The 26,086-nt window shown below is 34.4% G+C and carries 19 protein-coding genes and 11 pseudogenes; 15 read left to right on the top strand and 15 right to left on the bottom strand.

What is annotated here, in order from left to right:
• Positions 1–61: 61 nt before the first annotated feature.
• Positions 62–616, bottom strand: a complete 555-nt coding sequence (locus tag PYW34_RS12655) for a tyrosine-type recombinase/integrase (protein ID WP_002318477.1) — start codon at positions 614–616, stop codon at positions 62–64.
• 1,185 nt (positions 617–1,801) lie between these two features.
• Here PYW34_RS12655 and PYW34_RS12650 point away from each other — a divergent pair.
• A pseudogene (locus PYW34_RS12650) lies at positions 1,802–2,074 on the top strand (IS30 family transposase); the annotation flags it as partial.
• 127 nt (positions 2,075–2,201) lie between these two features.
• Here the strand turns inward: PYW34_RS12650 and PYW34_RS12645 are convergent.
• Positions 2,202–3,364, bottom strand: a protein-coding gene (locus PYW34_RS12645; RefSeq protein ID WP_115354384.1) for an IS3 family transposase whose coding sequence is annotated in 2 segments (ribosomal slippage) — positions 2,202–3,088 and positions 3,088–3,364 — 1,164 coding nt in all. Because the reading frame shifts where the segments join, the coding sequence is not laid out codon by codon here.
• A gap of 74 nt (positions 3,365–3,438) precedes the next feature.
• Here PYW34_RS12645 and PYW34_RS12640 point away from each other — a divergent pair.
• From PYW34_RS12640 to PYW34_RS12620, 5 genes and pseudogenes are all read left to right on the top strand, one after another.
• Positions 3,439–3,894 (top strand): annotated as a pseudogene (locus tag PYW34_RS12640) (IS30-like element IS6770 family transposase); the annotation flags it as partial.
• Positions 3,895–4,005: 111 nt separating this feature from the next.
• A complete protein-coding gene (locus PYW34_RS12635; protein WP_002332708.1) occupies positions 4,006–4,914 on the top strand; it encodes an IS982-like element ISEfm1 family transposase in 909 nt (302 codons plus the stop codon).
• Positions 4,915–4,928: 14 nt separating this feature from the next.
• Positions 4,929–5,180: pseudogene (locus PYW34_RS12630) on the top strand (transposase); the annotation flags it as partial.
• Positions 5,181–5,616: 436 nt separating this feature from the next.
• Positions 5,617–6,795 (top strand): annotated as a pseudogene (locus tag PYW34_RS12625) (IS256-like element ISEfm2 family transposase).
• Between the two features lie 161 nt (positions 6,796–6,956).
• Entirely contained in the window at positions 6,957–8,387 is a 1,431-nt protein-coding gene (locus PYW34_RS12620) for a hypothetical protein (RefSeq protein WP_002334568.1), read from the top strand.
• Here PYW34_RS12620 and PYW34_RS12615 read toward each other — a convergent pair.
• The 6 genes and pseudogenes from PYW34_RS12615 to PYW34_RS12590 all read right to left on the bottom strand — a co-directional run bounded on the left by PYW34_RS12615 (position 8,384) and on the right by PYW34_RS12590 (position 14,095).
• Complete coding sequence (locus PYW34_RS12615; RefSeq protein ID WP_002334569.1) at positions 8,384–8,944, bottom strand: recombinase family protein; 561 nt, start codon at positions 8,942–8,944, stop codon at positions 8,384–8,386. The genes PYW34_RS12620 and PYW34_RS12615 overlap by 4 nt on opposite strands.
• 53 nt (positions 8,945–8,997) lie before the next feature.
• A protein-coding gene (locus PYW34_RS12610; protein ID WP_094850654.1) for an IS3 family transposase occupies positions 8,998–10,124 on the bottom strand; the annotation gives its coding sequence in 2 pieces (ribosomal slippage) (positions 8,998–9,896 and positions 9,896–10,124; 1,128 coding nt in all).
• A gap of 70 nt (positions 10,125–10,194) precedes the next feature.
• Entirely contained in the window at positions 10,195–10,746 is a 552-nt protein-coding gene (locus PYW34_RS12605) for a VanZ family protein (protein ID WP_002334571.1), read from the bottom strand.
• A 93-nt stretch (positions 10,747–10,839) separates the two neighbouring features.
• Positions 10,840–11,520, bottom strand: a pseudogene (locus PYW34_RS12600) (IS6 family transposase).
• A 157-nt stretch (positions 11,521–11,677) separates the two neighbouring features.
• Complete coding sequence (locus PYW34_RS12595; RefSeq protein ID WP_002334573.1) at positions 11,678–12,871, bottom strand: glycosyltransferase; 1,194 nt, start codon at positions 12,869–12,871, stop codon at positions 11,678–11,680.
• 36 nt (positions 12,872–12,907) lie between these two features.
• Positions 12,908–14,095 (bottom strand): nucleotide sugar dehydrogenase, encoded by a 1,188-nt coding sequence (locus PYW34_RS12590; RefSeq protein ID WP_002334574.1) that lies wholly within the window; start codon positions 14,093–14,095, stop codon positions 12,908–12,910.
• A 78-nt stretch (positions 14,096–14,173) separates the two neighbouring features.
• On the opposite strand from PYW34_RS12590, the pseudogene PYW34_RS12585 reads away from it, so the two are divergent.
• Positions 14,174–14,281 (top strand): annotated as a pseudogene (locus tag PYW34_RS12585) (IS3 family transposase); the annotation flags it as partial.
• A gap of 112 nt (positions 14,282–14,393) precedes the next feature.
• On the opposite strand, the gene PYW34_RS12580 reads toward PYW34_RS12585, so the two are convergent.
• From PYW34_RS12580 to PYW34_RS12570, 3 genes and pseudogenes are all read right to left on the bottom strand, one after another.
• The gene (locus PYW34_RS12580; RefSeq protein ID WP_002297835.1) at positions 14,394–14,831 is read right to left on the bottom strand and encodes a universal stress protein; all 438 of its coding nucleotides are present in this window, start codon (positions 14,829–14,831) and stop codon (positions 14,394–14,396) included.
• A gap of 8 nt (positions 14,832–14,839) precedes the next feature.
• Positions 14,840–16,446, bottom strand: a pseudogene (locus PYW34_RS12575) (Nramp family divalent metal transporter).
• Between the two features lie 166 nt (positions 16,447–16,612).
• On the bottom strand, positions 16,613–17,521 hold the full coding sequence (locus PYW34_RS12570; protein WP_115354393.1) for an IS982-like element ISEfm1 family transposase: 909 nt from the start codon (positions 17,519–17,521) through the stop codon (positions 16,613–16,615).
• Between the two features lie 325 nt (positions 17,522–17,846).
• Here PYW34_RS12570 and PYW34_RS12565 point away from each other — a divergent pair, with 325 nt between their 5' ends.
• The 5 genes and pseudogenes from PYW34_RS12565 to PYW34_RS12550 all read left to right on the top strand — a co-directional run bounded on the left by PYW34_RS12565 (position 17,847) and on the right by PYW34_RS12550 (position 21,964).
• Positions 17,847–18,011 (top strand): leucocin A/sakacin P family class II bacteriocin, encoded by a 165-nt coding sequence (locus tag PYW34_RS12565; RefSeq protein WP_002298900.1) that lies wholly within the window; start codon positions 17,847–17,849, stop codon positions 18,009–18,011.
• A gap of 9 nt (positions 18,012–18,020) precedes the next feature.
• Positions 18,021–18,122 (top strand): annotated as a pseudogene (locus tag PYW34_RS13080) (bacteriocin immunity protein); the annotation flags it as partial.
• A gap of 95 nt (positions 18,123–18,217) precedes the next feature.
• Positions 18,218–19,177 carry an IS30 family transposase gene (locus PYW34_RS12560; protein WP_002301399.1) on the top strand — a complete coding sequence of 320 codons (960 nt, stop codon included), beginning with the start codon at positions 18,218–18,220 and terminating at the stop codon, positions 19,175–19,177.
• Between the two features lie 7 nt (positions 19,178–19,184).
• Positions 19,185–19,352, top strand: a pseudogene (locus tag PYW34_RS12555) (bacteriocin immunity protein); the annotation flags it as partial.
• A gap of 344 nt (positions 19,353–19,696) precedes the next feature.
• Positions 19,697–21,964 (top strand): ATP-binding cassette domain-containing protein, encoded by a 2,268-nt coding sequence (locus PYW34_RS12550; protein WP_002334580.1) that lies wholly within the window; start codon positions 19,697–19,699, stop codon positions 21,962–21,964.
• A gap of 62 nt (positions 21,965–22,026) precedes the next feature.
• Here the strand turns inward: PYW34_RS12550 and PYW34_RS12545 are convergent, their stop codons facing one another.
• From PYW34_RS12545 to PYW34_RS12530, 4 genes and pseudogenes are all read right to left on the bottom strand, one after another.
• The gene (locus PYW34_RS12545) at positions 22,027–22,089 is read right to left on the bottom strand and encodes a hypothetical protein (protein ID WP_225362175.1); all 63 of its coding nucleotides are present in this window, start codon (positions 22,087–22,089) and stop codon (positions 22,027–22,029) included.
• 48 nt (positions 22,090–22,137) lie between these two features.
• Complete coding sequence (locus tag PYW34_RS12540; protein ID WP_100214378.1) at positions 22,138–22,446, bottom strand: DDE-type integrase/transposase/recombinase; 309 nt, start codon at positions 22,444–22,446, stop codon at positions 22,138–22,140.
• Positions 22,447–22,461: 15 nt separating this feature from the next.
• Positions 22,462–22,755, bottom strand: a complete 294-nt coding sequence (locus PYW34_RS12535) for an IS3 family transposase (protein ID WP_232842509.1) — start codon at positions 22,753–22,755, stop codon at positions 22,462–22,464.
• 167 nt (positions 22,756–22,922) lie between these two features.
• Positions 22,923–23,454, bottom strand: a pseudogene (locus PYW34_RS12530) (transposase).
• Positions 23,455–23,739: 285 nt separating this feature from the next.
• Here PYW34_RS12530 and PYW34_RS12525 point away from each other — a divergent pair.
• The 3 genes and pseudogenes from PYW34_RS12525 to PYW34_RS12515 all read left to right on the top strand — a co-directional run bounded on the left by PYW34_RS12525 (position 23,740) and on the right by PYW34_RS12515 (position 26,053).
• On the top strand, positions 23,740–24,981 hold the full coding sequence (locus PYW34_RS12525) for an L-lactate MFS transporter (protein WP_002334583.1): 1,242 nt from the start codon (positions 23,740–23,742) through the stop codon (positions 24,979–24,981).
• A 195-nt stretch (positions 24,982–25,176) separates the two neighbouring features.
• A pseudogene (locus PYW34_RS12520) lies at positions 25,177–25,536 on the top strand (IS30 family transposase); the annotation flags it as partial.
• A 64-nt stretch (positions 25,537–25,600) separates the two neighbouring features.
• Positions 25,601–26,053: an MFS transporter gene (locus PYW34_RS12515; RefSeq protein ID WP_047642084.1), complete on the top strand. Its 453-nt coding sequence runs from the start codon at positions 25,601–25,603 to the stop codon at positions 26,051–26,053.
• The last annotated feature ends 33 nt before the right edge of the window (positions 26,054–26,086 follow it).

The raw sequence follows: 26,086 nt of genomic DNA, 5'->3' as shown, positions 1-26,086 counted from the left end.
AAAAAGTCCAACTACAAATAGATTTCGTAGTTGGTTTTTTTTATCTCTAATCATGCAAAGATTAAATACCTAATTTAAATCCTTTTAAGGAAGCACCGATTTCATCTTCTGTAATTCCAATATATCTTTTAGTAATCGATTGAGAACTATGATTAAAAATAAACATTAAGGTAGCAATGTCTCTAGTTTTTTTGTAGTAGTGATACCCAAAAGTTTTTCTTAATGTATGTGTTCCTATATCATCTCTTCCTAATTTTTCCGCTATATCCGCATATATCTGATAGACACGATCCCTTGTTATATGTCGACCTTGTTGCCGACTTGGAAACAACCAATCATTTTCTTCTTTGCCTTCAGTATATAATAAAATCTCTTCTCTCAAATTATCTATGAAAATCGGTTTTCGCTTACCTGTTTTACGTTCAACAATAATAGGCTTACTTTTACCTCGTATATCTCCAACTTTTAATCCTATAATGTCTGACATACGTAACCCATTATTGATTCCAAACAAAAATAAAAAACTATCTCTTTCCGGATTACTTGTTCTTCTTAGCCAAAACTGAAAATCTTGTATCTCTTCATTTGTCCTTAACGGTTGTACATTATAGCTCACTATTGTTTCCCTTCTTAAAAATATTCTGAGTTCATGATTATATATATATTTTACCATAATCATAAACTTATATACATACTCTGTTCAAAGTCAAGAAAATCAAGGGATTTAGTTTATGATTTTATATCATTTCAGTAACTCAGAATATTCCGACTTTTTTGTACAAAAAAATTAACCTTACTTATATGAAGATTCTAAGCTCTTATTTAAATTTTAGACGGGCAGTTATCCGTAGAAGTTCTTAGAATAGCTAATTTACATAATTAAATTATATGAAATTTAAGTTTGAACAATATACTAAGAACTCCCCTTACTATAAAGTGAAATAAATTAGCATATGAATAACCGTGCTACCAAGCTTTTCATTAATAAAATATTTTTATTAATATTTTATAACTTTACGCAAGATCATAATTTTGTCTGTGTAGATATTTCGTTATATTACTAAAGATAATAAGATTTAATGACCTCATTAATATTGTTTGCTAGGTCCAAACTCTTATTAAACTTTCTTTGCTATAAAACCCAAACATAGTAATAAAAGAATAACTTATTACCTTTAAATTATACTACCAACAAATGGTAGTATATTATTAATTTATATAATATGAAACCTAAAATATAGTAGTATGTTAATTTATACTAAATTAAATAAAGTACTACCTTTAATAGGTAGTACTTTATTATCAAGCCATTATTCCTTCTTCTACTAGTTCTTTTTGTCACATAATTTTGCAATCAATAAATGTTGCGCAATAAGTATAAGAATTCCATTTTCTAAATTTGAAAGGTGATCCATAATTTCATGTTCAAGTAGTTTATTAATTGTCCACTTGTCGCTTCATCTAAAAATTTTATAGGTTTTAGGAATGCTATTCGCTTATTTTAGGAAGATTTTAACTGTTTGCTATAGATATATATCATACTAGTATCGTAATAAAAGTACTCTAAAAGAAGAATTTTCAAATACGCAAAATTAAGTACGAAAGAGTTGAAACAAATTTGGAGAAAATGAGCATAGAATGTCTGATGAGTTAAATAGACCTAAAAATTATCTAAAAGTGGAGCAAAATTAGGAATTAAAATATACGCGAATTGTAAAATTAAGTTAGAAAAATAAAAAGGCATTTATGGTACACTCAAATTGTATTTCCGACGAAAGAAAACAAAGGAGTGTAACCATAAATGACCTACAAACATCTTACCATAGACGAACTGACAATGATAGAATCATATTATCTTCAACATAATAAGCCGGTTGAAATCGCTAACCGAATGGGACGTGCTATACAAACTATTTATAATGTAGTCAATAAGTTCAAGCAAGGCAAGACTGCTCTTGATTATTGGCACCAGTATAAAGAAAATAAGAAAAAATGTGGGAGAAAAGTCATTCAATTACCTGCTCATGAAGTAGATTACATTAAAGAGAAAGTCACTCTTGGTTGGACGCCTGATGGAATGGCAACAGTTTTTTTGACAAATTTTATAAGGTGCAGAACTTCTTTCCGTATGCTATTCCGATTGTCCTTGACAATGAGCCTCCTCGGATGTGACGATCTTCGGCAGGAGCTAACAGTTAAAGTTAGACTGCCTCGCTAGCGTTAGCACATCCGAGCTCATTATCAAGGATTCGCTGCGCCAATCTCTGGTTACGATAACCAACCGGTGTCTCGTAGCCAAGTGTACCGTACAACCGAAGGTGGTTCCACCAATTGACATAGTCAAATAACTCCAAATCCAATTGTTGTAAGGTTTCAAATGTGTATTGATAGACAAATTCTACTTTCAACGACTTATAAGTTGATTCAGCTACGGCATTATCAAAAGGACAGCCTTTATGACTCAATGATCGATTGATGTCAAAAGTTGTTAATAATTCATCAATAGCTTGGTTATCAAACTCTTTTCCACGATCAGTATGAAAAATCTCAACCTCTGTCAGAGGTTGTTTGATACGGCTAAATGCTTTTTTTACTAGAACGGCATCTTTATGTTCTCCACAAGAATAGCCGAGAATTTCTCGATTGAACAGATCCAAAATGAAACAGACATAATTCCATTTTTTCCCGACTCGTACATAAGTCAAGTCTGTTACGATCGCTTCTAATGGGCTGTCTCTTAAGAATTTACGATTCAATACGTTTGTCGTTTTGGCTTCATTGCAAGTAGAATGATGTACTTTAAAATAAGCAACAGTATAGCTCGATTTTAATCCTCTATTTTTCATGATTCTACTAATTTTTCGTCGGCTGATCTGAATGCCTCGTTTTGATAAGGCTTTTTTTATTTTTCTTGAGCCGTAGGCCTTTCGGCTGCGGATAAATTCTTCAGCGACTACTTCTTCAAGTTCTGATTCGTCTTTCTTTGGTTTTGATTGATAATAATAGGACTGACGTGATAGACCTAATATTCTGCACATCGCTGATATAGGGTAAAGATGCTTATTCGCATCGATTACTTGTCTCTTCGTCCGAATATCAGCGCTGCTTGCTTTAAAATATCATTTTCCATTTCTAATTGCTGGTTTCTTTTACGTAGTTCTAACAATTCTTTTTGTTCAGGCGTAAGATTATCTTTTTCTTTGAATGAACCACTCGTTTTAGATTGCTTTACCCATTTGTCAAATGCTGAAGCCGTTAGTTCATATTCTCGAATGATTTCTACACGTGGCTTTCCAGCTAAGTAAAGATTGACGATTTGTTGCTTGAATTCTTGTGAAAAAGTTCTTCGTGTTCTCTTAGACATAAAAATTCCTCCTGGTATGTTTTCTTCTAGTCTACACACCTTAATTTTTCTGTCTAGTTAATTGTAGCCTATCCACTGACGTCATTATCGGGCGAAAAGAAAGGCCTGTTTCATGCGGTATGAGAACACTTTATCGTTTATTTTCTAAAGGAATATTTGATATTGACACACTACCGATGAAAGGTAAAAGAAAACCCAATGGCCATCAGGAAAAACGGGGAAAACAACAGTATCAGCGCTCAATCCATGATCGACCTGATAATTATCCTGATTTCAATTCTGAGTTTGGTCACCTTGAAGGTGATACGATCGTTGGCATTCATCATAAAAGTGCCGTCATTACTTTAGTTGAAAGATTATCTAAAGTCATTATCACGATTAAACCCAACGGCCGTAAGGCATTAGATATTGAAACTGCCCTTAATCAATGGTTTTCTCGCTTCCCTAAAAACTTCTTTAAATCTATTACGTTTGACTGTGGAAAAGAATTTTCTAACTGGAAAGCCATTAGTAACCAACATGATATTGATACCCGTGGTGCTAGTTAATTTTTTCCTAGAGGAAAATGTCTAAACATGTTGGTAAATCAACAAAAAAACGCATATAGTAGTCTCAAAACTCCCAAGAAATGAGGACTACATATGCGTTCATCAAAATATACTGAACATTATACAGATACTTTTATAACATTCAAGGAAATTATGAGAACTGTTTCTAACATATACCACAATTGTGTACCAGATAAGATTAAAAACCGAAGAAATACTGATCAACTGAAGCAACGCGATACAGTGATTATTGCTTGTGTTATATGGGGCATAATTAATGGCTATACTAGCCAAAGAGCCACGTATAGAGCGGTTTGTTCCGTCTTATTTCCTAATGGTGACTTTGCTAGTAGGAGTCGATTCACTCGCTTAAGTTCAAACTTAGCTTACACTATCAAGATTATTCGATACTTTTTCATCAAGAAGCTCACCAAAGGTGAACTAGTCGGAATTATAGATAGTTTTCCTAGTCCATTATGTAAACCAGTTAGAAATAGACAAGCAAAACTATTGAATCAAATAGCCAAAGTTGGCTATAACTCAACAAAAAAATCTTATTTTTATGGTCTTAAAATTCATATGATCGTTACTAAGACTGGCTTTCCGATTACTTACTCAATCACGAATCCAGGTGTCCATGACGTGAAAGTGTTAGAGACTTTATCGGAAGAAGCGAATCTTCCCAATATCCTAGGGGACAAAGGATATATTAGCCATAAAATCCATGAAAAGCTTGCCCTTAAGGGCATTACTATATCCGTTCCGCCACGTAAAAACATGGATAAATCAGAAAAACTAGACCACAGCTTACTTGGAAAACAAAGAAAAACAGTTGAGACTGTTTTTTCTTCCTTAGAAAAATTAGGTTGTCAAAATTTCAACTCACGTTCTGTTAAAGGGCTAGAGAGTAGATTTGAAAGCATATTACTGGCTTACAGTGTTCTATTAAGTCGAGCACAACGACGTTTTGAAGGAACTTTGAGATATTCTTTAGGATATTAAAATTAACTAGCACCACGGGTGATATTGATATATATTTTGCGGACCCTGGAACACCTTCTCAACGCCCATTAAACGAGAATTCTAACGGGATTCTGCGTCGTAATGGACTGCCGAAATCAATGGATTTTAGAGAAGTGAATCAGACATTTATTTCCAGTGTCAGCAATCAACGTAATCATATTCCAAGAAAATCATTGAATTACAGAACACCAATCGAAATATTTTTGAGCTATGTACAAGAAGCATTTTATTCTAGCTTAATTTGACAAATCATATGATATAATTACGTATTACAAGAATGAACAGAAAAAATTATTTAAGTATAAAGGAACAAAAAGATGGGACAATAGGCATTGGTACGATTTAGACCAAGAAAAGAAAACAAGCATACTGAAGTTGATGAAAAGACTTAATATCGACAAATCTCTATATTTTTCTATATATGGAATTGGATCAATGGATGTTCATGGAACTGGCACTATTAATCATATTGCATCAAATATTGGAATAGAATCAGCGTTACAAATACATGTATTGGAAAAACTATCATTTGTGATAACTTTAGATACTTTGAAAGTAATAAAAGAATTCTATAGATGTAACATCGAGAGAGTGTAAAATATTTTGTGTAAATAGAAAAAAGGAAGTCCCTTCTGTAGAATAGAGTTACCACAACACATTCACAGAAAAGAGGACTTCCATATGAACGATTTTACTACAGAAATTCTAAAGACTCTAGCGAACAAAGGCGATTTGAATGAATTATTCCGTGTCCATTTGGAAAAAGCTGTCAATACGCTTCTCAAAACGGAGTTAACGGCTTTCCTCGATTACGAAAAGTACGATCGTATTGGTTTTAACACGGGTAATTCTCGTAACGGCTCCTATGACCGTACGGTCAAGACCGAGTACGGGGAACTTCATCTCCAGATTCCGCGCGACCGCAACGGCGAGTTCAAGCAACAGACTGTTCCTGCTTATAGACGGACGAATGATACCTTAGAGGAGACCATCATTCACCTCTTCCGAAAAGGTATTACCATGTCGGAAATCGCAGACTTGATTGAGAAAATGTATGGGCATCACTACACGCCCCAAACCATGTCCAACATGACTAAAGTGCTGACTGAAGAAGTAAATGCATTTAAAGTTAGAACTCTAAATGATAAGTATGTCGCTATTTTCATGGATGCTACTTATATTCCTTTAAAACGGCAAACCGTCTCCAAAGAAGCAATCTATATTGCCATTGGTATACGAGAAGACGGCACTAAAGAAGTACTAAGTTATGCGATTGCTCCGACTGAATCGACCTACGTTTGGAATGAGTTGTTACAGGACATTTACTCCAGAGGGGTTCATGATGTCTTACTGTTTATTACCGATGGCTTAAAAGGCATGAAAGATACGATTCACCAGATTTATCCTAAAGCTAAATACTAACATTGCTGTGTTCACGTTTCCCGTAATATTGCTCATAAAGTACGTGTCAAAGATCGAAAAGAAATCTGTGATGATTTTAAGGCTGTTTATCAAGCTAGCTCAAAGGAAGAGGCAAATACCTTTTTAGGGAGTATGATTGAGAAGTGGCAGAAAACTTATCCTAAAGTGACGCAGTCACTGATAAAAAATCAAGATTTATTGACTTTTTATGAGTTTCCGCCTGGTATCCGCCGAAGCATTTACTCAACTAATTTAATCGAATCTTTCAATAAACAAATCAAGAAATACAGCCGCAGAAAAGATCAGTTTCAAAATGAAGAATCACTAGAGCGTTTCCTAGTATCCATCTTTGATACATACAATCAAAAATTCTTAAATAGAAGCCATAAAGGCTTCCAACAAGTGACGGATACATTAGCTTCAATGTTTACTGAGTAACCCATTATTTTGCAGAAGGACGAGTTATTTACACAAAATTATTGACGCTCCCAACATCGACGATTTGGATGATAATATTATATTAATGGAGGAAGCTTTTAAAAAGATAATTGAGTAATTATATTTACATTTTACAAATTTTATATAGGAGGAAAATAATTATGGATTCGGGATTTTTATGGAATATAACAAGTACAGTGTTGGCATTATTTATACCAATTGCTACATTTTTATTTGAAAATGAGAATGCTGTTGATTGGGATAAAATGGTAGTATTTGATCAAGTTATAAAAATAAAAAAACTGTCTTTTGGACTAATATTGTTAACATTGCCTTTACTTTTCTATCAAACAAATTCAGCAAGTAATGAGTTTTATAGAAAACTTAACTGTATAGTACTTCTTTTATATGTAATCGGCATAAGCTTATCTATTCTATCGTTAGTTAGGTGCTATTTTTGGATTATTAACAAGCGTACTTATTCAAAAAACAATTCTAGTGAAACCGTTAAATATAGAACAGAATGTAGGAAAAGATATATTAGTAACTTATCCAAGAATGAAGCTGTTCAGAAAGAAATATGGTCTCTCATATGGAATTCAGTGGATCAACATGGAGAGATAGAAGAAATCGATCTGATGGATATGTATATAGATCAATGTGAAGAAAATAAAGACTATGAAAAAAAATTAGAATTTATGTCTATCTTTTTCACTAGTATAGACATGAATAAATTTGATGAAATAAATACGTACAATACTATCGATTATGATGTTTATGAGCGTTTATCCAAATTTATTTATTCCGAAATAAAATGTGTGTATCTTGAAGGAAAGAATATAGATATAAAAAAAGTAAATGATTTTTTCGATATCTATACAAAAAACTCTATTTTTAATTGGAATTCTAGTAACAGATATAATCAATTCCTATCACAATTTTTAGAAGAATTATCTGGAGAAGAATATAGATTATTCCTAAATAATAATATTTTAAAATTAATATCTTATGCCAAGAAAGCTAATAGCCTATCTTTAGTAGATAACTTAGATAATCTTTTACCCGATAAACTTATTTATGATGAGAATGAAGATAATTCACAAAAACAAATAATTATATTTGAATTGTATTTAAAGTGGCTTAGCAGCCTGTCAGTGTCACCAGAAAGCAATGATGATGATAAATATTTTGCGAACAAACTGTTTCAATTTATATTTCCAGACTATTCTTCAATGCCATTTTTTACATTAATAAATTTTATGCTGTATGTTAAAAAACACTTAGGATATGATGATTTAGTAGAAATGATAAAGGCATATGATAAAGAACCTTATCCATTCAAAGGAATCAATACTGGTTCAGATATGGCTATGATTTCAGGCGAAACTGTAGAAGAAATTCTAGCTAATTACAAAGAACAAAATATAAAAACTCTGGAATTAATTAAAAAGAATATAAAATACTATGATCCTTTACTAGCGAATAAAGAAAATATTGATGAGTTATTAAATGCAATTGCTGATTCTGATGTTAGATCTCCTAGAATTGATGAGTTAAAAGAAGAAATTTTAATGTATAAAGAACTTTTTTAATTCATTTGATTACTGTTATACTCAATATCATTCTTAATTCTGTAAATAGTTTGTCTAGTAATATTGTAGTTTTTAGCAATTTTTGAAATAGCTATGCCCTCATTTAAATCCTTAACGATGTTTTCATAAACTAAACATCGTTGAGGATTTTTTGTATCTGCACTATAGAGTTTTGGACGACCTTTATAGACGCCATTTGCTTTTGCAATTTTAATGCCTTGCGCCTGGCGTCGTTTAGATTCGGTACGCTCTTGCTCTGCAATCATGGCCAAAATTTGGATGATTAAATCTTTAATGAATTTATCCAAAAGAGGATTGCCAATTGCTTCAGCCATGATCGGTAGACTGGTGATGATCAGCTGCACGTTTTTCTTCTTTAGGTAATTGACTGAAGCAATGATTTCGTCGTAATTTCTTCCAAGTCGGTCGATTGCTTCGACAATAAAAATATCTTGGTCTCGGACAAACTCTAAAGCTTCCTGGAAAATCGGTCGATGAGTAATCGTTGCTCCAGATTGTTTCTCGATGAAAATTTTTTCTGCGCCGAACTTTTTCATTTCTTCAATTTTGGATTTGAGTCAATATCTTGGACACATTTTAGTAGAGACGGTTAAGCCATTTTTTCTTTTGCTAATTCTTCAAATTCCTGTGGGGTTAGATAGTGAATCGAGCTATGGATTCGATTTCGGTTATAAAATCCTTCAATGTAGCTAAATAGCGCTCGATTTGCTTCTTCAAAATCTGAGTAGCTAGTCGTGTAGACTTCTTCTTTTTTCAATGAGGCATGGAAAGATTCGATTCCAGCATTATCATAAGGTGTTCCTTTTCTACTATAAGAATGCCTTATTTTGTTGGTTTTAAGCCATTGTTCCACTTCTCTTGCTGTGTATTGGCTGCCCAAGTCAGTGTGTAGAATCATTCCTTCTGGAATGTGATAATGTATTTTTGCTTTATTCAATGTTTGAATGACACAATCCACAGTCATTCGTTTTGAAAATGTATAACTAATAATTTTTTTCGTGTGTAAATCCATGATTGAAGATAAGTAACACCAACCATTTTTCTTAGTAGGAATGTACGTAATGTCAGCTGCCCATTTCTCACAGATCGTTTCAGTAGAAAAGTCCTGATTTAAGAGATTCTCTTTTGAAATGATCGGTTTATTAGACCTTTGAGGTCTATATTTTTTAACTACAATCGACCTTAAATTTAATTGTTTCATTAGCTTTTGGACATGTTTAAGAGATACTGAAATCCCTTCTTTTAATAAAACTTGATGGATCTTTGTGGCACCATAGCGTTGTTTATTCGTAAAAAAAATTGTTGAAATCTTCTTTTTCAACTTATTATTTCTGATTTCTGTAGCTGTCAACGGTTTATTCTTATAAAAATAATAGACACTTCTAGGGATTTCTAATAACCGACACAACAAAGAAACAGTGTAATCCTTACACCATTTTTCAATAAATTGAACAAGCGAATTTAGGTTTTCCGAGAGAATATGGCTGCGGCTTTTTTTAAGATTTCAAGTTCCTCATTTAAACGAGCATTTTCTTTTCTCAGTTCAGCTACTTCTTTTCCAGTCAGTCCTGTGGACTGATCAGGTAAATATAAATTCTTCCATTTGTAAATCGTTGCTTCAGATAAGCCATATTCTTTCGCTAACCCTCGAACAGAACGTCCAGTTTGATTCAGTTCAACAATCATTTGTTTAAAATTTTCTTCATATCGGGTCATAAAAATTCATCCTCTCGTAGATAAGTTTAATTTATTCTTGTCTCTACGAAAAGCTGTCTAAGATTTGATACTAACACCAATAATACCCAATCAAACAACCCAAAAAATTCAAGATAATATCACTAATGGCAAATGTGCCCAAATAAAAGATAAATTGAATGGTTTCAATTCCTAAAAGTGTGACCAAACTGACAATGACAAACTGTTTGAAATCAGTATTGATACAGTAAAGGCCACCTAAAGGAATGAAGTAGATAATATTTAGCACTGCCTCTTGAATCGTTCTGGTATCCGCTTTTATAAAGTCAAAAGGATTCAGTGATATCGCCTGAAAATCCGTTGTTTTAGTAAAAAGCACCATGAATAACAGTAATAAATACACACTGAAAGCAAGATAGAGATAAATAACTGAAAAATGTTTGAGGTGATACTGGATGCCAAACAACCAGATAATCAGCGTTAATAAGAGTATTAAAGTTAATGCGGTATAGTCAAAGTGGTTAATCAACCTAGCCAGGCTTTGATAGCGAGTGAGAACGGGCATAATCAGCCAAGTAATCGTCGCATAACTCAGGATAAATGTGACCAATAAACTGCTGAGGTAGATCATATATTTTCGCAACTGTTTCTAACTCCTTTTCTTGATGAGATTAACCCTATTTGTTCTGTTGCGAAGTTTGAAAATCAAACGCGCTCTCTCTGAACTCCAAATATCTTAGGCTGTTATTCCCATTAATACCTTGATTTCAGTAGACACCGAAAAGCCGAAGAGCGTTCCATTTCTTCGGTTCTTTTTATATATTCCTCGAATGGTCTCCATGCCCTTAATCGTGGAAGAGGCTGTACGGAGACTTTGATAAAATTTATTCCGTCGTTTAATAGGTCGATGGTCTTGTTCTATTAAATTGTTAAGATACTTCACAGTTCGGTGCTCTGTCTTAGGATATAAACCCACACTCTGTAACTTTCTAAAGGCGGAGCCAAGAGAAGGTGCTTTATCGGTCACAATTGCTTTCGGCTCACCAAACTGTTTATGGAGTCGTTTTAAGAAAGCATAGGCTGCTTGCGTATCCCGTTTCTTTCGTAACCAGATATCTAAGGTTAAGCCATCCGCATCAATTGCACGATAAAGATAATGCCAACGTCCCTTAATTTTGATATAGGTTTCGTCCATTTTCCATGAATAGAAGGATTGTCTATTTTTCTTCTTCCAAAGATAATAGAGGACTTTGATGTACTCTTGCACCCAACGATAAATCGTAGTATGACAAACATTTATTCCACGATCATATAACAATTCCTGAACTTCACGATAGCTTAGATTGTAACGCAGCTAGTAACCAACAGCGACAATAATGACGTCTTTTTGGAATTGTTTGCCTTTAAAATCATTCATTACTCTGTCCTCTCTGTCTTTTTTCTCAATTTTACACTAAAATAGATTTTTTGGAAAACTTTGCAACAGAACCTTTTTGTCAATTCGATTTATTTAATGAAAAAAAAACAGCTTTCTTACGCAAGCTGTTTTTTTAAAATAGTGTTATGGGTAAGATTTATCGCGTTCCCCATTTTGTCGATTTCAATGTGAATAGTGCATAGAATCTAACAGGTAATAAAATTAGTACGTGCATAAAGCCATAGATAACAAAGAGTAAAAATCCAACATCTTTAGTTCTATAAATACCATACAGTGAACGGAAAATAGCAATCAGAATCAAAATAATCAAATACTGATATAAATGTCCGAAATTCTGATACAAAATTGTTTGGACAGCCATAGCGATTAAAGACACAACCAACATAAACGGTAAGATAAATTGCATGACCAAATCATACATCATATAAGCAGGATGCTTATGTGCAAACTTAATCGTCCAGAGCATCTCACGATAGAAACTTTTATTCCATCTTACTTGCTGTTTGATATACCCACCAATTGTTTCAGGAACAAAAGTATAAACTTGACTATCACTTTGGAAAGCAACTTCATGGCCTGCTTCAAGAACCAAATTTGTCAAATGACGGTCATCTCCATAGGTACAATTTTCGCCTAAGAAATATTGTGTAATGTACTTCTCTTTAACTTCCTCAATTATTTCTTTACGATAGGCTGAAAATGGTCCAGAGCAACACATGACAACGTGAAAGCGGCTTTGAGCTGCTCGCTCTTGGTGAAAAGCAGACCAATAGCGATACGTAATAAGACGTGTTAAGATGTTTGTATTCTTGTTTTCGACTCGAACATCACCTGTGACAGCACCAACTTTCTTATCAGCAAAACGCTGAATTAATTTTTCAACAGCATTCTCATCATGTAGTAAGGTATCTGAATCCACTGTGACAATAATATCACCTTTAGCAATATCAAATCCAAGTTTTTGACAGTGACGCTTGCCTTTGTTTTCATCAGGCAATAAAATTTTAACATTTGGATTCGATTGATAAGTGTTATAGACTTTTTCAATCAATTCTTCACGATTTTTTGAGCCGTCATCAACAACAATAATCTCGAGGTCAGGTATTTTTTGTGCCACAATAGAATCAATACAATTCTTCAAAATTTGTGGTACTTCGTTATAGGCAGGCACTATGACCGAAACACTAGCCTTATAGTTACTATGGAAATCCTTAAATGATTTCTTGTTCTGTCGTCTATGGTCACTATGACATAGAATAATTTGAAATACAATGTGCGAAATAGCAAGCACACCATAAACCAATAAAAATATACTTAAAAAGTTTAACATTTTCTCTCCATTAATCCATTTGATAGATTTTATATTTTAATCTCTCACAAATACATCGTGAGTGTGCACTTTATGTGCAACGTCGCGTAGGTTTTCATCCCATCGATTGGCAACTATAATCTCAGCCGCCTGTTTAAAGTCTTCTAAACTATGCACAAGTTGAATTCCCTTAAAATTTGGCGCACTTAAAGTTGGTTCGTAAATAACAATTTCAACACCCTTAGATTGTAGTCTTGTCATAACATCTTGAATCGCACTATATCTAAAGTTATCGCTACCATGCTTCATCGTTAAACGATAAATACCGACTGTTTTAGGGTTTTTCGCCATAATTTTATCAGCAACAAAATCTTTTCGAACATCATTTGATGCAACAATCGCTGAAATTAATCTCTCAGGGACTTGACGATAATTTTGTTTTAACTGCTTGGTATCTTTAGGCAAACAATAGCCACCATAACCAAAACTTGGGTTGTTATAGTGAGAACCGATGCGCGCATCTAATCCCATTCCTTCAATGATTTGTCGAGATTCAAGTCCATTTATCTGCGCAAAAGTGTCTAATTCATTAAAATAAGCGACACGAAGGGCTAAGTAAGTATTGGCAAATAACTTGATTGCTTCCGCCTCTGTTTCACCAGTGTATAGCACAGGCACTTCCTTATCCCAGACATTTCTCAAAAATAAAGCACCTATTTCTTTTGCTGCATCAGTTGTATCACCAATGATGATCCTAGACGGATAAAGATTGTCATACAGTGCTGTTCCTTCCCTCAAAAACTCAGGACAAAAAATAATAGTTTGAACACTTGGAAATTGTTTTTTTAGGGTTGCAACATAGCCGATTGGAATCGTAGATTTGATAATGAACTTCGCATCAGCTTTGATTTGAATTGCTTTTTCAATCACGTCTTCAATAGACGATGTATTAAAATAATCTGTTGATTCATCATAGTCTGTTGGCGTTGCAATCACCAAATACTCTCCATGTAAAACCGCCTGCTCAAAATCACTAGTATAGCTCACATTCGAACGTTTCTCTTTAATAAATTTCTCGATGTAATCATCGATTAAAGGTGAGCCACCTTGTTCCAATAATGTTATCTTGTGACTATCAATATCATAGCCCACCACCTCTTCATGCTGACCTAATAACAATGAATTCGCTAGACCAACATAACCTAACCCAAATACCGATATCCTCTTTTTCCCATTGATTCCCAATCTTGTTTTTTTCCTTTCGATAATTAATAAAAATAAGCAGTGCAGCTCATTATATGATAATATCTTTCGACTTTCAAGCTATTTAGCTACATTGAAGGATTTTATAACCGAAATCGAATCCATAGCTCGATTCACTATCTAACCCCACAGGAATTTGAAGAATTAGCAAAAGAAAAAATGGCTTAACCGTCTCTACTAAAATGTGTCCAAGATATTGACTCAAATCCAAGAAATAGCATAACCATCTATATTAAAATTTGTCCAAGATATTGACCCAAATACATATTATCTGCAATATTTACTTAATAACTGTAATTGAGATTGGAGAATTTTTAACCATATAAGTAGCATGCGAACCAAAATATCCTTTAATTCCATGCATTGATCGCGATCCAATGATTAAGATATCTGCAGATGTTGCTGGCAAAATCGTCTTAGTAATTTCCTCGGCCGGATCACCTTCTCCACTGTACAGCTGAATGTTTTTTACACCGCTATTTTCTGCATATTGTTTGTACTTTTCCAAATTAAGTAACAATTGACTTCGTTTCTGGCTCAAGTACTCAGGGTCTAACGCTTCATAAACATTCAACTCTTCAATTTCTAAAATTGAGGCAATCAGTAATGCGGCTCCAGTTTTACTCGCTTGCTTTACAGCATATTGAAAGGCTTTTTGAGCTCCTTCTGATTCATCTACCCCAACTAAAATATTTTTAAATTCATCAAATCCTTCCATAGTGCATCTTACCTTTCATTAATTAATTGATTATATTTTTTATTTCCTTTATACAGTTCAATAATTGTCCACGCTAACAGTAGTAATACTGCGACGATAATGACATAGGCAATAGAATCAGCTAGTACAAGTTGGCTTGATGTCACCTTTTCACCAAAAAAACCTTCAATTTGGCCGGGCAATCCAATCAAATTTAAATATGTCAATCCAATTACTGAACCCCATCCTAGTATCCGAATAACTATCGAATTTTTAAACCGGCTTCCCATTTCCACCTCACTATTGGTCATCATTAATAATGGTACCATCGAAAATGGTAACGCAAAAGCTAAGAAGACTTGTGAATTATTCATTAGTGTATTTAACGCTGTGTGCTCCCGAATCGTTCCTTGCCTGCTTGTAATAATTACACAGATTAACACTGGGATAACTGAAATCAAACGCGTAATTAAACGTCTTAGCCAAATTGGCATTCTCATGTGAATGAATCCCTCCATAATTACTTGTCCAGTTAAAGTTCCGGTAATCGTTGAATTTTGTCCAGAAGCTAGTAACGCGACTGCGAATAATGTAGAAAGAAGACCTGATTTTGCAACGGTGATTAAAATTCCGTTACTCAATGTATCCGGATTTGATAAAGCCTCATACAACCCAAAGAATGATGGATCTTTCACTGCCCCTGTTTTAAAAACAGCAACTCCCATTATGAGCAATAAGGAGTTAACAAAAAAAGCGAGAGTCAATTGAATGTTAGAATCCCATGTTGAAAATCGTACAGCATTGCGATTTCATCTTCATCCGTACGATTTATCTTTCGAGTCTGAGACACAGCCGAATGTAGATATAAATTATGAGGCATAACGGTTGCACCAATAATTCCTAATGCACCAGTTAAAGGCGTTTGACCACCAATTGAATGTGTAGAGGAGAACGTTTCACCAGTCGGAACCAATCCTTTAAGTACATCCCCCCAATTAGGATCAGACAACGCTACTTGATAAACAAACACAAAAAGAATTACAAAAATCAAACAGACAACTATTGCTTCAATTTTTCTAAAACCAACTTTCGTTAACAACAATAATAATAAAACATCAAATACCGTAATAAAGACTGCGACGACAAGCGGAATATTAAAAAGTAAATAAAGAGCAATTGATGCGCCAATTACTTCCGCAATATCTGTTGCCATAATCGCTAATTCCGTTAAAATCCATAAAATGATTCCTAGTTTTTTACTCGTTCTCGCTCGAATTGCTTGAGCTAAATCCATTTGACTAACAATTCCCAATTTAGCAGCCATATATTGTAATAGCATTGCAATTAAACTAGACATTAAAATGACCGACATTAATAAATACTGGAAGTTTTGCCCACCCGTAATCGAAGTAGACCAGTTGCCTGGATCCATATATCCCACAGCAACTAATGCTCCCGGTCCAGAATAGGCGAACAGGGTTTTCCAAAAGCCTTTTCCTTTGGGTACCTCGACTGTTCCGTTAATTTCCTCTAAAGAGGGACCATTCGCATGCTGAATTAATCGATGTTTGTGCTCTTTATTGGACTGACTTGTTGTATCTTTCAAAATATTTCCACCTTCCTTTAAAAATATCATAAGTATACACCTCTTTTTTATTAAATTAAAGTAAAATATTAGACAAACCTAAAAAAAAATAAACATTCGCCTAATTTAATATTATTTGCCTTCATTTCATTTGTATCGGAATGAATCAATTGTACACGTTAAAAATATATCTATATACCCGTGGTGCTAGTTAATTTTAATATCCTAAAGAATATTTCAAAGTTCCTTCAAAACGTCGTTGTGCTCGACTTAATAGAACACTGTAAGCCAGTAATATGCTTTCAAATCTACTCTCTAGCCCTTTAACAGAACGTGAGTTGAAATTTTGACAACCTAATTTTTCTAAGGAAGAACAAACAGTCTCAACTGTTTTTCTTTGTTTTCCAAGTAAGCTGTGGTCTAGTTTTTCTGATTTATCCATGTTTTTACGTGGCGGAACGGATATAGTAATGCCCTTAAGGGCAAGCTTTTCATGGATTTTATGGCTAATATATCCTTTGTCCCCTAGGATATTGGGAAGATTCGCTTCTTCCGATAAAGTCTCTAACACTTTCACGTCATGGACACCTGGATTCGTGATTGAGTAAGTAATCGGAAAGCCAGTCTTAGTAACGATCATATGAATTTTAAGACCATAAAAATAAGATTTTTTTGTTGAGTTATAGCCAACTTTGGCTATTTGATTCAATAGTTTTGCTTGTCTATTTCTAACTGGTTTACATAATGGACTAGGAAAACTATCTATAATTCCGACTAGTTCACCTTTGGTGAGCTTCTTGATGAAAAAGTATCGAATAATCTTGATAGTGTAAGCTAAGTTTGAACTTAAGCGAGTGAATCGACTCCTACTAGGAAAGTCACCATTAGGAAATAAGACGGAACAAACCGCTCTATACGTGGCTCTTTGGCTAGTATAGCCATTAATTATGCCCCATATAACACAAGCAATAATCACTGTATCGCGTTGCTTCAGTTTATCAGTATTTCTTCGGTTTTTAATCTTATCTGGTACACAATTGTGGTATATGTTAGAAACAGTTCTCATAATTTCCTTGAATGTTATAAAAGTATCTGTATAATGTTCAGTATATTTTGATGAACGCATATGTAGTCCTCATTTCTTGGGAGTTTTGAGACTAATATATGCGTTTTTTTGTTGATTTACCAACATGTTTAGACATTTTCCTCTAGGAAAAAATTAACTAGCACCACGGGTTTTTTCTTGTATTTTAGTGTTTCGGATTAGAATAAAAATGGGATTAGTTTTAATAATGATTTTTTATTGCAATTATGCTTTCAAAAAAACTTTTTATGATATAATTATCAAATTTTTCTGAAAATTATTTATAATTATTTTAGAAAAAAGGAGGTATTGATTTATTAGAAAAAAATTATTTAGTTTAACTCTTATTGGAAAGTTTGGATTAGTTGTGACGAATTTTGGTACAAAAGTTGATGCAGCTACGCGTTCATATGATAATGGTATTTATTGTAATAATAGTAAGTGCTGGGTTAATTGGGGAGAAGCTAAAGAAAATATTGCAGGAATTGTTATTAGTGGCTGGGCTTCTGGCTTGGCAGGTATGGGACATTAATATCCTATTATGAAAAATAATAAATCCTTCAACAAAATTCTAGAATTAACTGAAACTGCATTAGCCACCCCAGAAATTAAAAAAGATAAAAATCTATGTGAAATTTTAGAAAACGCCGATTGTAAAATTAAGCTAGACAACTAAAAAAGTCATTTGTGCTACACTCAAAATAGTTCCGACCAAAGAATTATAAGGAGTGAGTACAAATGACCTATACCCATCTTACAACGGATGAACTTGTAATAATAGAGTCTTATTTCAAAATGAATCAATCTGTTGCTAAAACTGCCCATTGCTTGAATCGTTCAAGACAAACGATCCATAAAGTATATCTGTTCTTCAAGCAAGGAAAATCAGCCTTAGAATATTATCAACAGTATAAGAAAAACAAATCAAACTGTGGTAGACGTCCGCTTGTTTTACCCGAGGAACAATCAGAATATATTCAAAGAAAGGTTGTTCAAGGATGGACACCCGATGTGATTGTTGGTCGTGCAGCGTTTCCTATTAGTTGTTCTGCTCGTACCATTTATCGTATGTTCAAAAAGGGGCTATTTGATTCTTCTGACTTACCGATGAAAGGCAAGCGTAAACCGAATGGACATCAAGAAAGACGTGGAAAACAAACTTTCCGCCGCTCTATTCATGAACGTGAAAAGGATTATAGCCAATTCTCAAATGAGTTTGGTCACCTTGAAGGTGACACTATCGTAGGTCTGAAACATAAAAGTGCTGTAATTACCTTAGTTGAACGATTATCAAAAGTTATCATCACATTGAAACCGTGTGGTAGACAAGCGATTGATATTGAAAAAAAATTAAATCAATGGTTTGAATCTGTACCGAAAAACCTATTCAAATCCATCACTTTTGATTGTGGAAAGGAATTTTCAAATTGGAAACAGATCAGTAATGTCAATGATATTGCCATTTATTTCGCTGATCCAGGAACGCCGTCTCAAAGAGGCCTAAACGAGAATTCTAACGGATTGTTACGTAGAGATGGTTTATTGAAATCTATGGATTTCAATTCAGTAGATGAATTTTTTATTCAATCTGTCGCATCTAAACGAAATAATATTCCTAGAAAATCACTGGATTATCGAACACCTTTGGAAGTATTTTTGAGTTACGTAAGTATTGATGATCTGTCTAACTTAATTTGACAATTAAGAAAAAATAAAAGATAGTGCTGCTAAAGGTGAATTTTATTATGATTATAAGAAAGAATTTCAACCTGCAATTAGTGGGTTCACTATTAGAAACGGCTTTTCCACACCAAAAGTTTTATTGGAGTTACTTGCTGAAGTAAAAACTCCCAAAGCATGGTCGGGACTTTGAGTTGTAATAAGTACCATTATATTTTTTTGAAAGAGTATCTAATTGAGTTTAGGTACTCTTACTATATAGGTTCAATTATTTAATTTTGTAATATCTTTGTTTTTTGCTAAGTTTATTATTTCTTTATCAGTTATTCATTTATGTCCATATAGAATAACATTTTAGGACCAACAGGGTATACCCTAGTGGCCGTTTTTGATCCATTATCAATGGCTTTTTAAATTAGGGCCTAGTATTTTTGGAATGGAAATACTTTCCAACACCAAAAATTCTAGACCCGATTATTTTTGTTAAACGAGATTTCTATGTATAATGGAATTATAAATTTACTGTTGGAGGTTTTTATGACTGATTTATTTGCAGATGGGACTATCTCTATCCATGGAGCTCAAGAAAATAACTTAAAGGATGTCAGTTTAGATATTCCTAAGCATAAAACGACTGTATTTGCTGGTCTTTCTGGGTCTGGTAAATCCTCTTTAGTTTTTGATACATTAGCCGCTGTTTCCCGACGTGAATTGAATGAAACTTTTCCTAGTTTCACCCAACAATATTTGCCTAAATACGGTCAACCTGAAGTGAACCGAATCGACAACTTACCAGTGGCAATTGTGGTTGAACAGAAGCCTATTGGTCGTAATTCTCGATCTACTCTGGCAACCTACACCGGCATCTATTCCGTCTTACGTTTGATGTTTTCTCGAATTGGACAGCCTTGGGTTGGGTATTCTGAATGGTTTTCCTTTAACCTACCTCAGGGAATGTGTCCAAAATGTCAGGGATTAGGCTTTGTTGACGACATAGATGAACGTCAATTAATTGATCCTAATAAATCACTCAATGAAGGTGCAATGACTTTTGCCGGTTTTCAACCGAGAACTTGGCGTTGGAAGGAATATGGCAACAGTGGATTATTTGATTTAGACAAAAAAATTAAAGACTACACCGATGAAGAATATGATTTATTCATGCACGCTCCGCAACAAAAATTAAAAAATCCACCGGCAAATTGGGGCCGTACGGCATTATATGAAGGACTAGTTCCACGTATGCTTCGCTCTGTTATTCATAGTGCCTCAGGTCGTCATCATGAAGCTGCCTTATCAAAGATTGTCACTCGAAAACCTTGCCCAGTATGTCATGGAACACGTCTGAACAAAAAGGCTCTAACTGGTAAAATTGCTGGCAAAAATATTGCAGAAGTCAGCGATATGGATTTAGTAAGTGTCCTAAAATTTTTGGATAATATCTCGGACCCCAAGGCTAAAACAATGGTGCGTGAACTACATAGTAAAGTTCAAGCTTTGGTCGACATCGGTTTAGGTTATCTTTCCCTTGGCCGTGGAACTGATACTCTATCTGGTGGAGAAGCTCAACGAATTAAAATTGCCAAATATTTGACGAGTTCCCTATCCGATTTAGTTTACGTACTCGATGAACCAAGTGTAGGACTCCATCCTCACGATATTAAATTAATTACCCAATCCTTAAAAAAGCTCAAGGAACATGGCAATACCATTATCCTAGTTGATCACAACCCTGCCATTATTTCGACAGCAGATTATGTCGTGGAAATGGGACCACAAGCCGGCAAAAATGGTGGTCAAGTAACTTTCACTGGTACCTACGACGAACTATTACGGTCAGATACGATTACGGGTAAAATGTTACGAGAAAAAATCACTTTCCCAAAGCCTCGTGAACCTCAATCTTGGCTAAATGTTAATCATGTAACTTCTCATAATTTAAAAGACGTATCTACCAGAATCCCTCAAGGTGTAATGACCGTGATATCTGGACCAGCAGGTTCTGGAAAAAGTACTTTAGTCCAAGCTTTCAAACAACAAGTTTCTGATCAAGACTATATTGATTTGAGTCAGGATTCTGTAGGTTTGAATATTCGTTCTACACCTGCAACTTACTTGAACATTTTAAATCCTCTACGAAAGCTTTTCAGTAAAGCCAACAATGGCGTTTCAACACAACTATTTAGTTATAACGGTAAAGGTGCTTGTCCCCGTTGCAAAGGTAAAGGTGTGATGATCACCGAGATGGCATTCATGGATCCAATCGTTCAAGAATGTGAGTTGTGTCATGGGAAACGTTATAGCCAAGAAGCACTACAATACACTTATCATGGCAAAGATATTTCTGAGGTTCTAAGTCTTTCTATCAACGACACTTTAGAATTTTTCAAAGATGTGCCAGATATCTACAAAAAGGTTAGTCTACTCCACCAAGTTGGACTTGGTTATTTGAATCTTAGCCAGTCGATGACCACTTTATCTGGTGGTGAAGTGCAACGTGTTAAGTTAGCAATGGAATTGAATCATACCGGCCGAATCTATTTCTTAGATGAACCAACAACCGGATTGCACTTACAGGATACTCAACAATTGATCGATTTATTTGAAGGATTGGTTGATAAGGGCAATACATTAATTCTGATTGAACATAATCTGAAATTAATTTCACGAGCCGATTGGTTAGTCGATATGGGACCCGATGCTGGTAAATTCGGCGGTCAAGTTTGTTTTGAAGGTCATCCAAAAGATAGCCTAAACGATAAAAACTCTCGGACTGGTGCTGCATTAGCAGCTATAATTTCTTAAAAGATTCAAAAAGATCACCTCATTTAAAGTGCAACACAAAAGTTAGACAAAATTGAATATTTTTAAACTGCTAAGGCATGTTCCCTGTATTCGCAGGGAGTCATGCCTTTTGTTTTCTGTGATATTCGTCGATTGTTAAACCAATCGACGTAATTATTTGTGATTTCCTTGAATTATCCAATATCTTTACACTGTGGAAATCCATTAAGACATTCTGTTTTAAGAAGATGAAAGAAGCTTTCAATTGGCGCATTATCAAGACAGTTTCCCTTACGAGACATGCTTTGTATAAATTTTTTTTCAGAGAGTTCATCGGTATAGTAATTCAATTGATAATGCCAACCTTGATCTGAATGAATTATTGGTTTTATTCCTTCCGGAATATTTTCTGTGAGTTCATCGAGTGTATCCATAATTAGTTTACTGTTAGGACTATTACTTACTTGAAATGCTAAAACTTCCTTACTTGCTTCGTCAGTAATAGCTGAAACGTAAGCCTACTTAGTATCGGCCAAGCGTACTTGTGTAACATCGGTATGTAATACTTTGAAAGGTACGGTTTCATTAAAATGCTGATGTAGAACGTTACGGGCCACTTTTCCAACTGTACCTTTATAAGATGAATATCTACCATTTCTGTGGCGGTTATAAAGGCTTACTTGAACATTTAATTCATCCATCAAACGACGCACTACGGCGTCTGATAGATGGATATCTAATTTAATGAGCTCTTCTTGAACGCGACGATAACCGTAGGTTAGACGTCCGCGATATCTTCCGCTTTCGGCAATTTTTAGTATCTCTACTTTTACATCTTCATACTTATCTACATAATTTTTGATACGTTTACGTTCATCATGATAAGTCGCTTTATTAAGTCCAATGGTCTTAAGAATATCGCCGACTTTATACCGGTTAGATTTCGGAAGAGACTCTTGTTCGACCCTGATCTGATCAACTATTTGTGTTTTCTTTCGTCCTTTGAGGTTCCGAACAGGGTCATTGATTTTTTTAAGATTTCGTTCTCCAATTTTGCATCATATAATTCTTGATTCTTTTTCGTCAATTCTTCACGAAGTTGATCGATTTCGTTCTTGTTTACTAACTTACGTAATTTCTTCTTATTATGTTTCACTTTGGTTTTTCTGCCTTTCGGATGAGGCTTCAAGGCTTCTATACCATACTGATTGAAGGCTGTCCTCCAAAGACTGATTTGACAAGAATTAACATCAAATTTTGCGGATACTTCGGCTAAAGTTTCATCATGAGTTTGATAGTAGTTTATCACATCAACTTTAAACTCAACTGAGAAACTTCGTTTAACTCTTCTTCGTTTAAGAGCGTCTGCGCCGCTCAAACGAAAGTTTTGTATCCATCTACCCTTGTATTCGAGGCAAGTTACGTTTCTTTGAAAGAAGACTGATACTAATGTCACCTTGAAGATATTCACTAACGACTTCTGCTTTTAATTCTGAACTATATTTGACCATAGAAAAAGTGCTCCATAACTGTTAGATTTCTTGTCTAACAATTATGGAGCACTTTAGGTTCCCTGTGCTTTTTTATTTGTTCAAAAACAGCAACCGTAATTTGTTTTTTCCCAGTACTATAGCTAACTTAAATGTACTTTTCATTAGCTAACGTTAAAATTCGTCTTATACTAAAATTTAATTGTTTAAATGTGATAATCAATGTGATATTATTCTTATATGCCAACAATGGTTGTGAACAACGTTTAAATTGTTCGTATACTATCAAAAATGGAGGAATTGTTGTTGAAAACAAATCGCTATGTTGTTGCGTTTGCAGGTGTCATGTTTCATTTAATGATTGGTTCCGTTTATGCTTGGAGTGTTTTTACTAATCCAATTGCAAAACAAAATGGTTGGGCAGAATCCTCAGTCGCTCTTGCATTTAGTATCGCTATTTTCTTCTTGGGAATGTCAGCCGCCTTTATGGGCAAAGTCGTTGAAAAAATAGGCCCTAGACTAACGGGAACTATTGCTAGCTTTCTTTACGGAACTGGAACCATTATGACTGGTTGGGCTATCCATCAAAATTCAATTTGGCTATTATATCTCTCATATGGTGTCATAGGCGGCTTAGGACTGGGAGCAGGATACGTTACCCCTGTATCAACAATTATTAAATGGTTTCCAGACAAACGCGGTTTAGCAACGGGGTTAGCTATTATGGGATTTGGTTTTGCAGCAATGCTGACTGGTCCTGTTGCTCAACAGCTAATGGCTAGTGTTGGTCTTGAACAAACATTCTATCTCTTAGGAACATTTTATTTTGTTATTATGCTGCTCGCTGCACAGTTTATTGTTCGTCCAAATCTGGCACTATCAAGCACTACTGAAAATAGCATTTCTCAAAAAAAGGGAACACGTCTAACCCGAGGACCGGAGCTAACAGCTAACCAAGCCCTCAAAACTAAATCCTTCACTTTTCTTTGGATAATGTTCTTTATCAATATTACATGCGGGATCGGCCTTGTCTCAGCTGCATCCCCCATGGCTCAAAGTATGACCGGCATGTCTGTCCAAACAGCCGCAATTATGGTTGGAATCATAGGCCTTTTCAATGGCTTTGGACGTTTGATATGGGCAACTTTGTCTGATTATATCGGGCGCCCTGCTACTTTCAGTGCCATTTTTATTCTCGATATTGTAATGCTTTCAGCCATGCTCATCTTCAAATTACCGCTCCTATTTGTCATTGCATTATGCTTGTTGATGTCTTGTTATGGAGCAGGCTTTTCTGTCATCCCAGCCTACTTAGGTGATGTCTTTGGTACTAAAGAATTAGGAGCTGTTCATGGATATGTACTGACAGCATGGGCTGCTGCCGGAGTTGTTGGACCATTACTATTATCATTAACACATCAACTGTTCCACAATTATACTTTGACATTAGCTGCCTTTATTTTGATTGATCTATTGGCACTGCTAATCTCATTCTGGATACAACGTGATTTCATTAAAGCCAGCAAATTAATAAAAAGCAAATCATAAAAAACTACTTTAAAGCGCATTAAATTACGCGAATTGTAAAATTAAGTTAGAAAAATAAAAAGGCATTTATGGTACACTCAAATTGTATTTCCGACGAAAGAAAACAAAGGAGTGTAACCATAAATGACCTACAAACATCTTACCATAGACGAACTGACAATGATAGAATCATATTATCTTCAACATAATAAGCCGATTGAAACTGCCCTTAATCAATGGTTTTCTCGCTTCCCTAAAAACTTCTTTAAATCTATTACGTTTGACTGTGGAAAAGAATTTTCTAACTGGAAAGCCATTAGTAACCAACATGATATTGATATATATTTTGCGGACCCTGGAACACCTTCTCAACGCCCATTAAACGAGAATTCTAACGGGATTCTGCGTCGTAATGGACTGCCGAAATCAATGGATTTTAGAGAAGTGAATCAGACATTTATTTCCAGTGTCAGCAATCAACGTAATCATATTCCAAGAAAATCATTGAATTACAGAACACCAATCGAAATATTTTTGAGCTATGTACAAGAAGCATTTTATTCTAGCTTAATTTGACAAATCATAAAATTAAAAAATATTAAACGTTACTTTTATTCTTGTAAATGAAAGGTTGATATGAATGAATAAACAAAATAAATTAAACTTATTAACAAAAATATCGGTTTTAAGCGTTTCCCTTATTATCACAACAGGACCGGCAATTTCTCCGCTGTTGCCAGATATTAGTAACCATTATAATAATATTTCAGAGGCTGCTATTGAAAGTTTAAGTACTGTACAACAATTTTCAGTTGTCATTTCCTTAATAATTGCAAATTTTATTTCTAAAAAAATAGGTATCAAAAAAACTGTAATATTAGGGCTTTTATTGGCCGGTTTTGCAGGTGTGGTACCTTTCTTTATTGATAATTACTATGTAATATTAATTTCTAGGATTGTCTTTGGTGTAGGAGTGGGTTTTTTTAATTCTTTGGCAATTACTGTTATTGATTTACTTTATAGTGGTAGCGCAAAAACTAAATTGTTGGGTATTCGAACTTCCATGGAACCTGGTGTTAGTATCAAATCTTAGACAGCTTTTCGTAGAGACAAGAATAAATTAAAC

The sequence above is a fragment of the Enterococcus faecium genome, assembly GCF_029023785.1.
GTDB lineage: Bacteria > Bacillota > Bacilli > Lactobacillales > Enterococcaceae > Enterococcus_B > Enterococcus_B faecium.
The sequence above is the reverse complement of the archived record's forward strand: the minus strand, read 5'-3'. Positions and strand labels throughout refer to the sequence as shown.

Coding starts and splice junctions, on each gene's coding strand:
- PYW34_RS12635 (WP_002332708.1), top strand. CDS start 4,006: ATGCGTTCATCAAAATATACTGAACATTATACAGATACTTTTATAACA.
- PYW34_RS12615 (WP_002334569.1), bottom strand. CDS start 8,944: ATGAAAAAGTTCGGCGCAGAAAAAATTTTCATCGAGAAACAATCTGGA.
- PYW34_RS12515 (WP_047642084.1), top strand. CDS start 25,601: ATGAATAAACAAAATAAATTAAACTTATTAACAAAAATATCGGTTTTA.
- PYW34_RS12580 (WP_002297835.1), bottom strand. CDS start 14,831: ATGGAAGGATTTGATGAATTTAAAAATATTTTAGTTGGGGTAGATGAA.
- PYW34_RS12620 (WP_002334568.1), top strand. CDS start 6,957: ATGGATTCGGGATTTTTATGGAATATAACAAGTACAGTGTTGGCATTA.
- PYW34_RS12550 (WP_002334580.1), top strand. CDS start 19,697: ATGACTGATTTATTTGCAGATGGGACTATCTCTATCCATGGAGCTCAA.
- PYW34_RS12570 (WP_115354393.1), bottom strand. CDS start 17,521: ATGCGTTCATCAAAATATACTGAACATTATACAGATACTTTTATAACA.
- PYW34_RS12560 (WP_002301399.1), top strand. CDS start 18,218: ATGACCTATACCCATCTTACAACGGATGAACTTGTAATAATAGAGTCT.
- PYW34_RS12595 (WP_002334573.1), bottom strand. CDS start 12,871: ATGTTAAACTTTTTAAGTATATTTTTATTGGTTTATGGTGTGCTTGCT.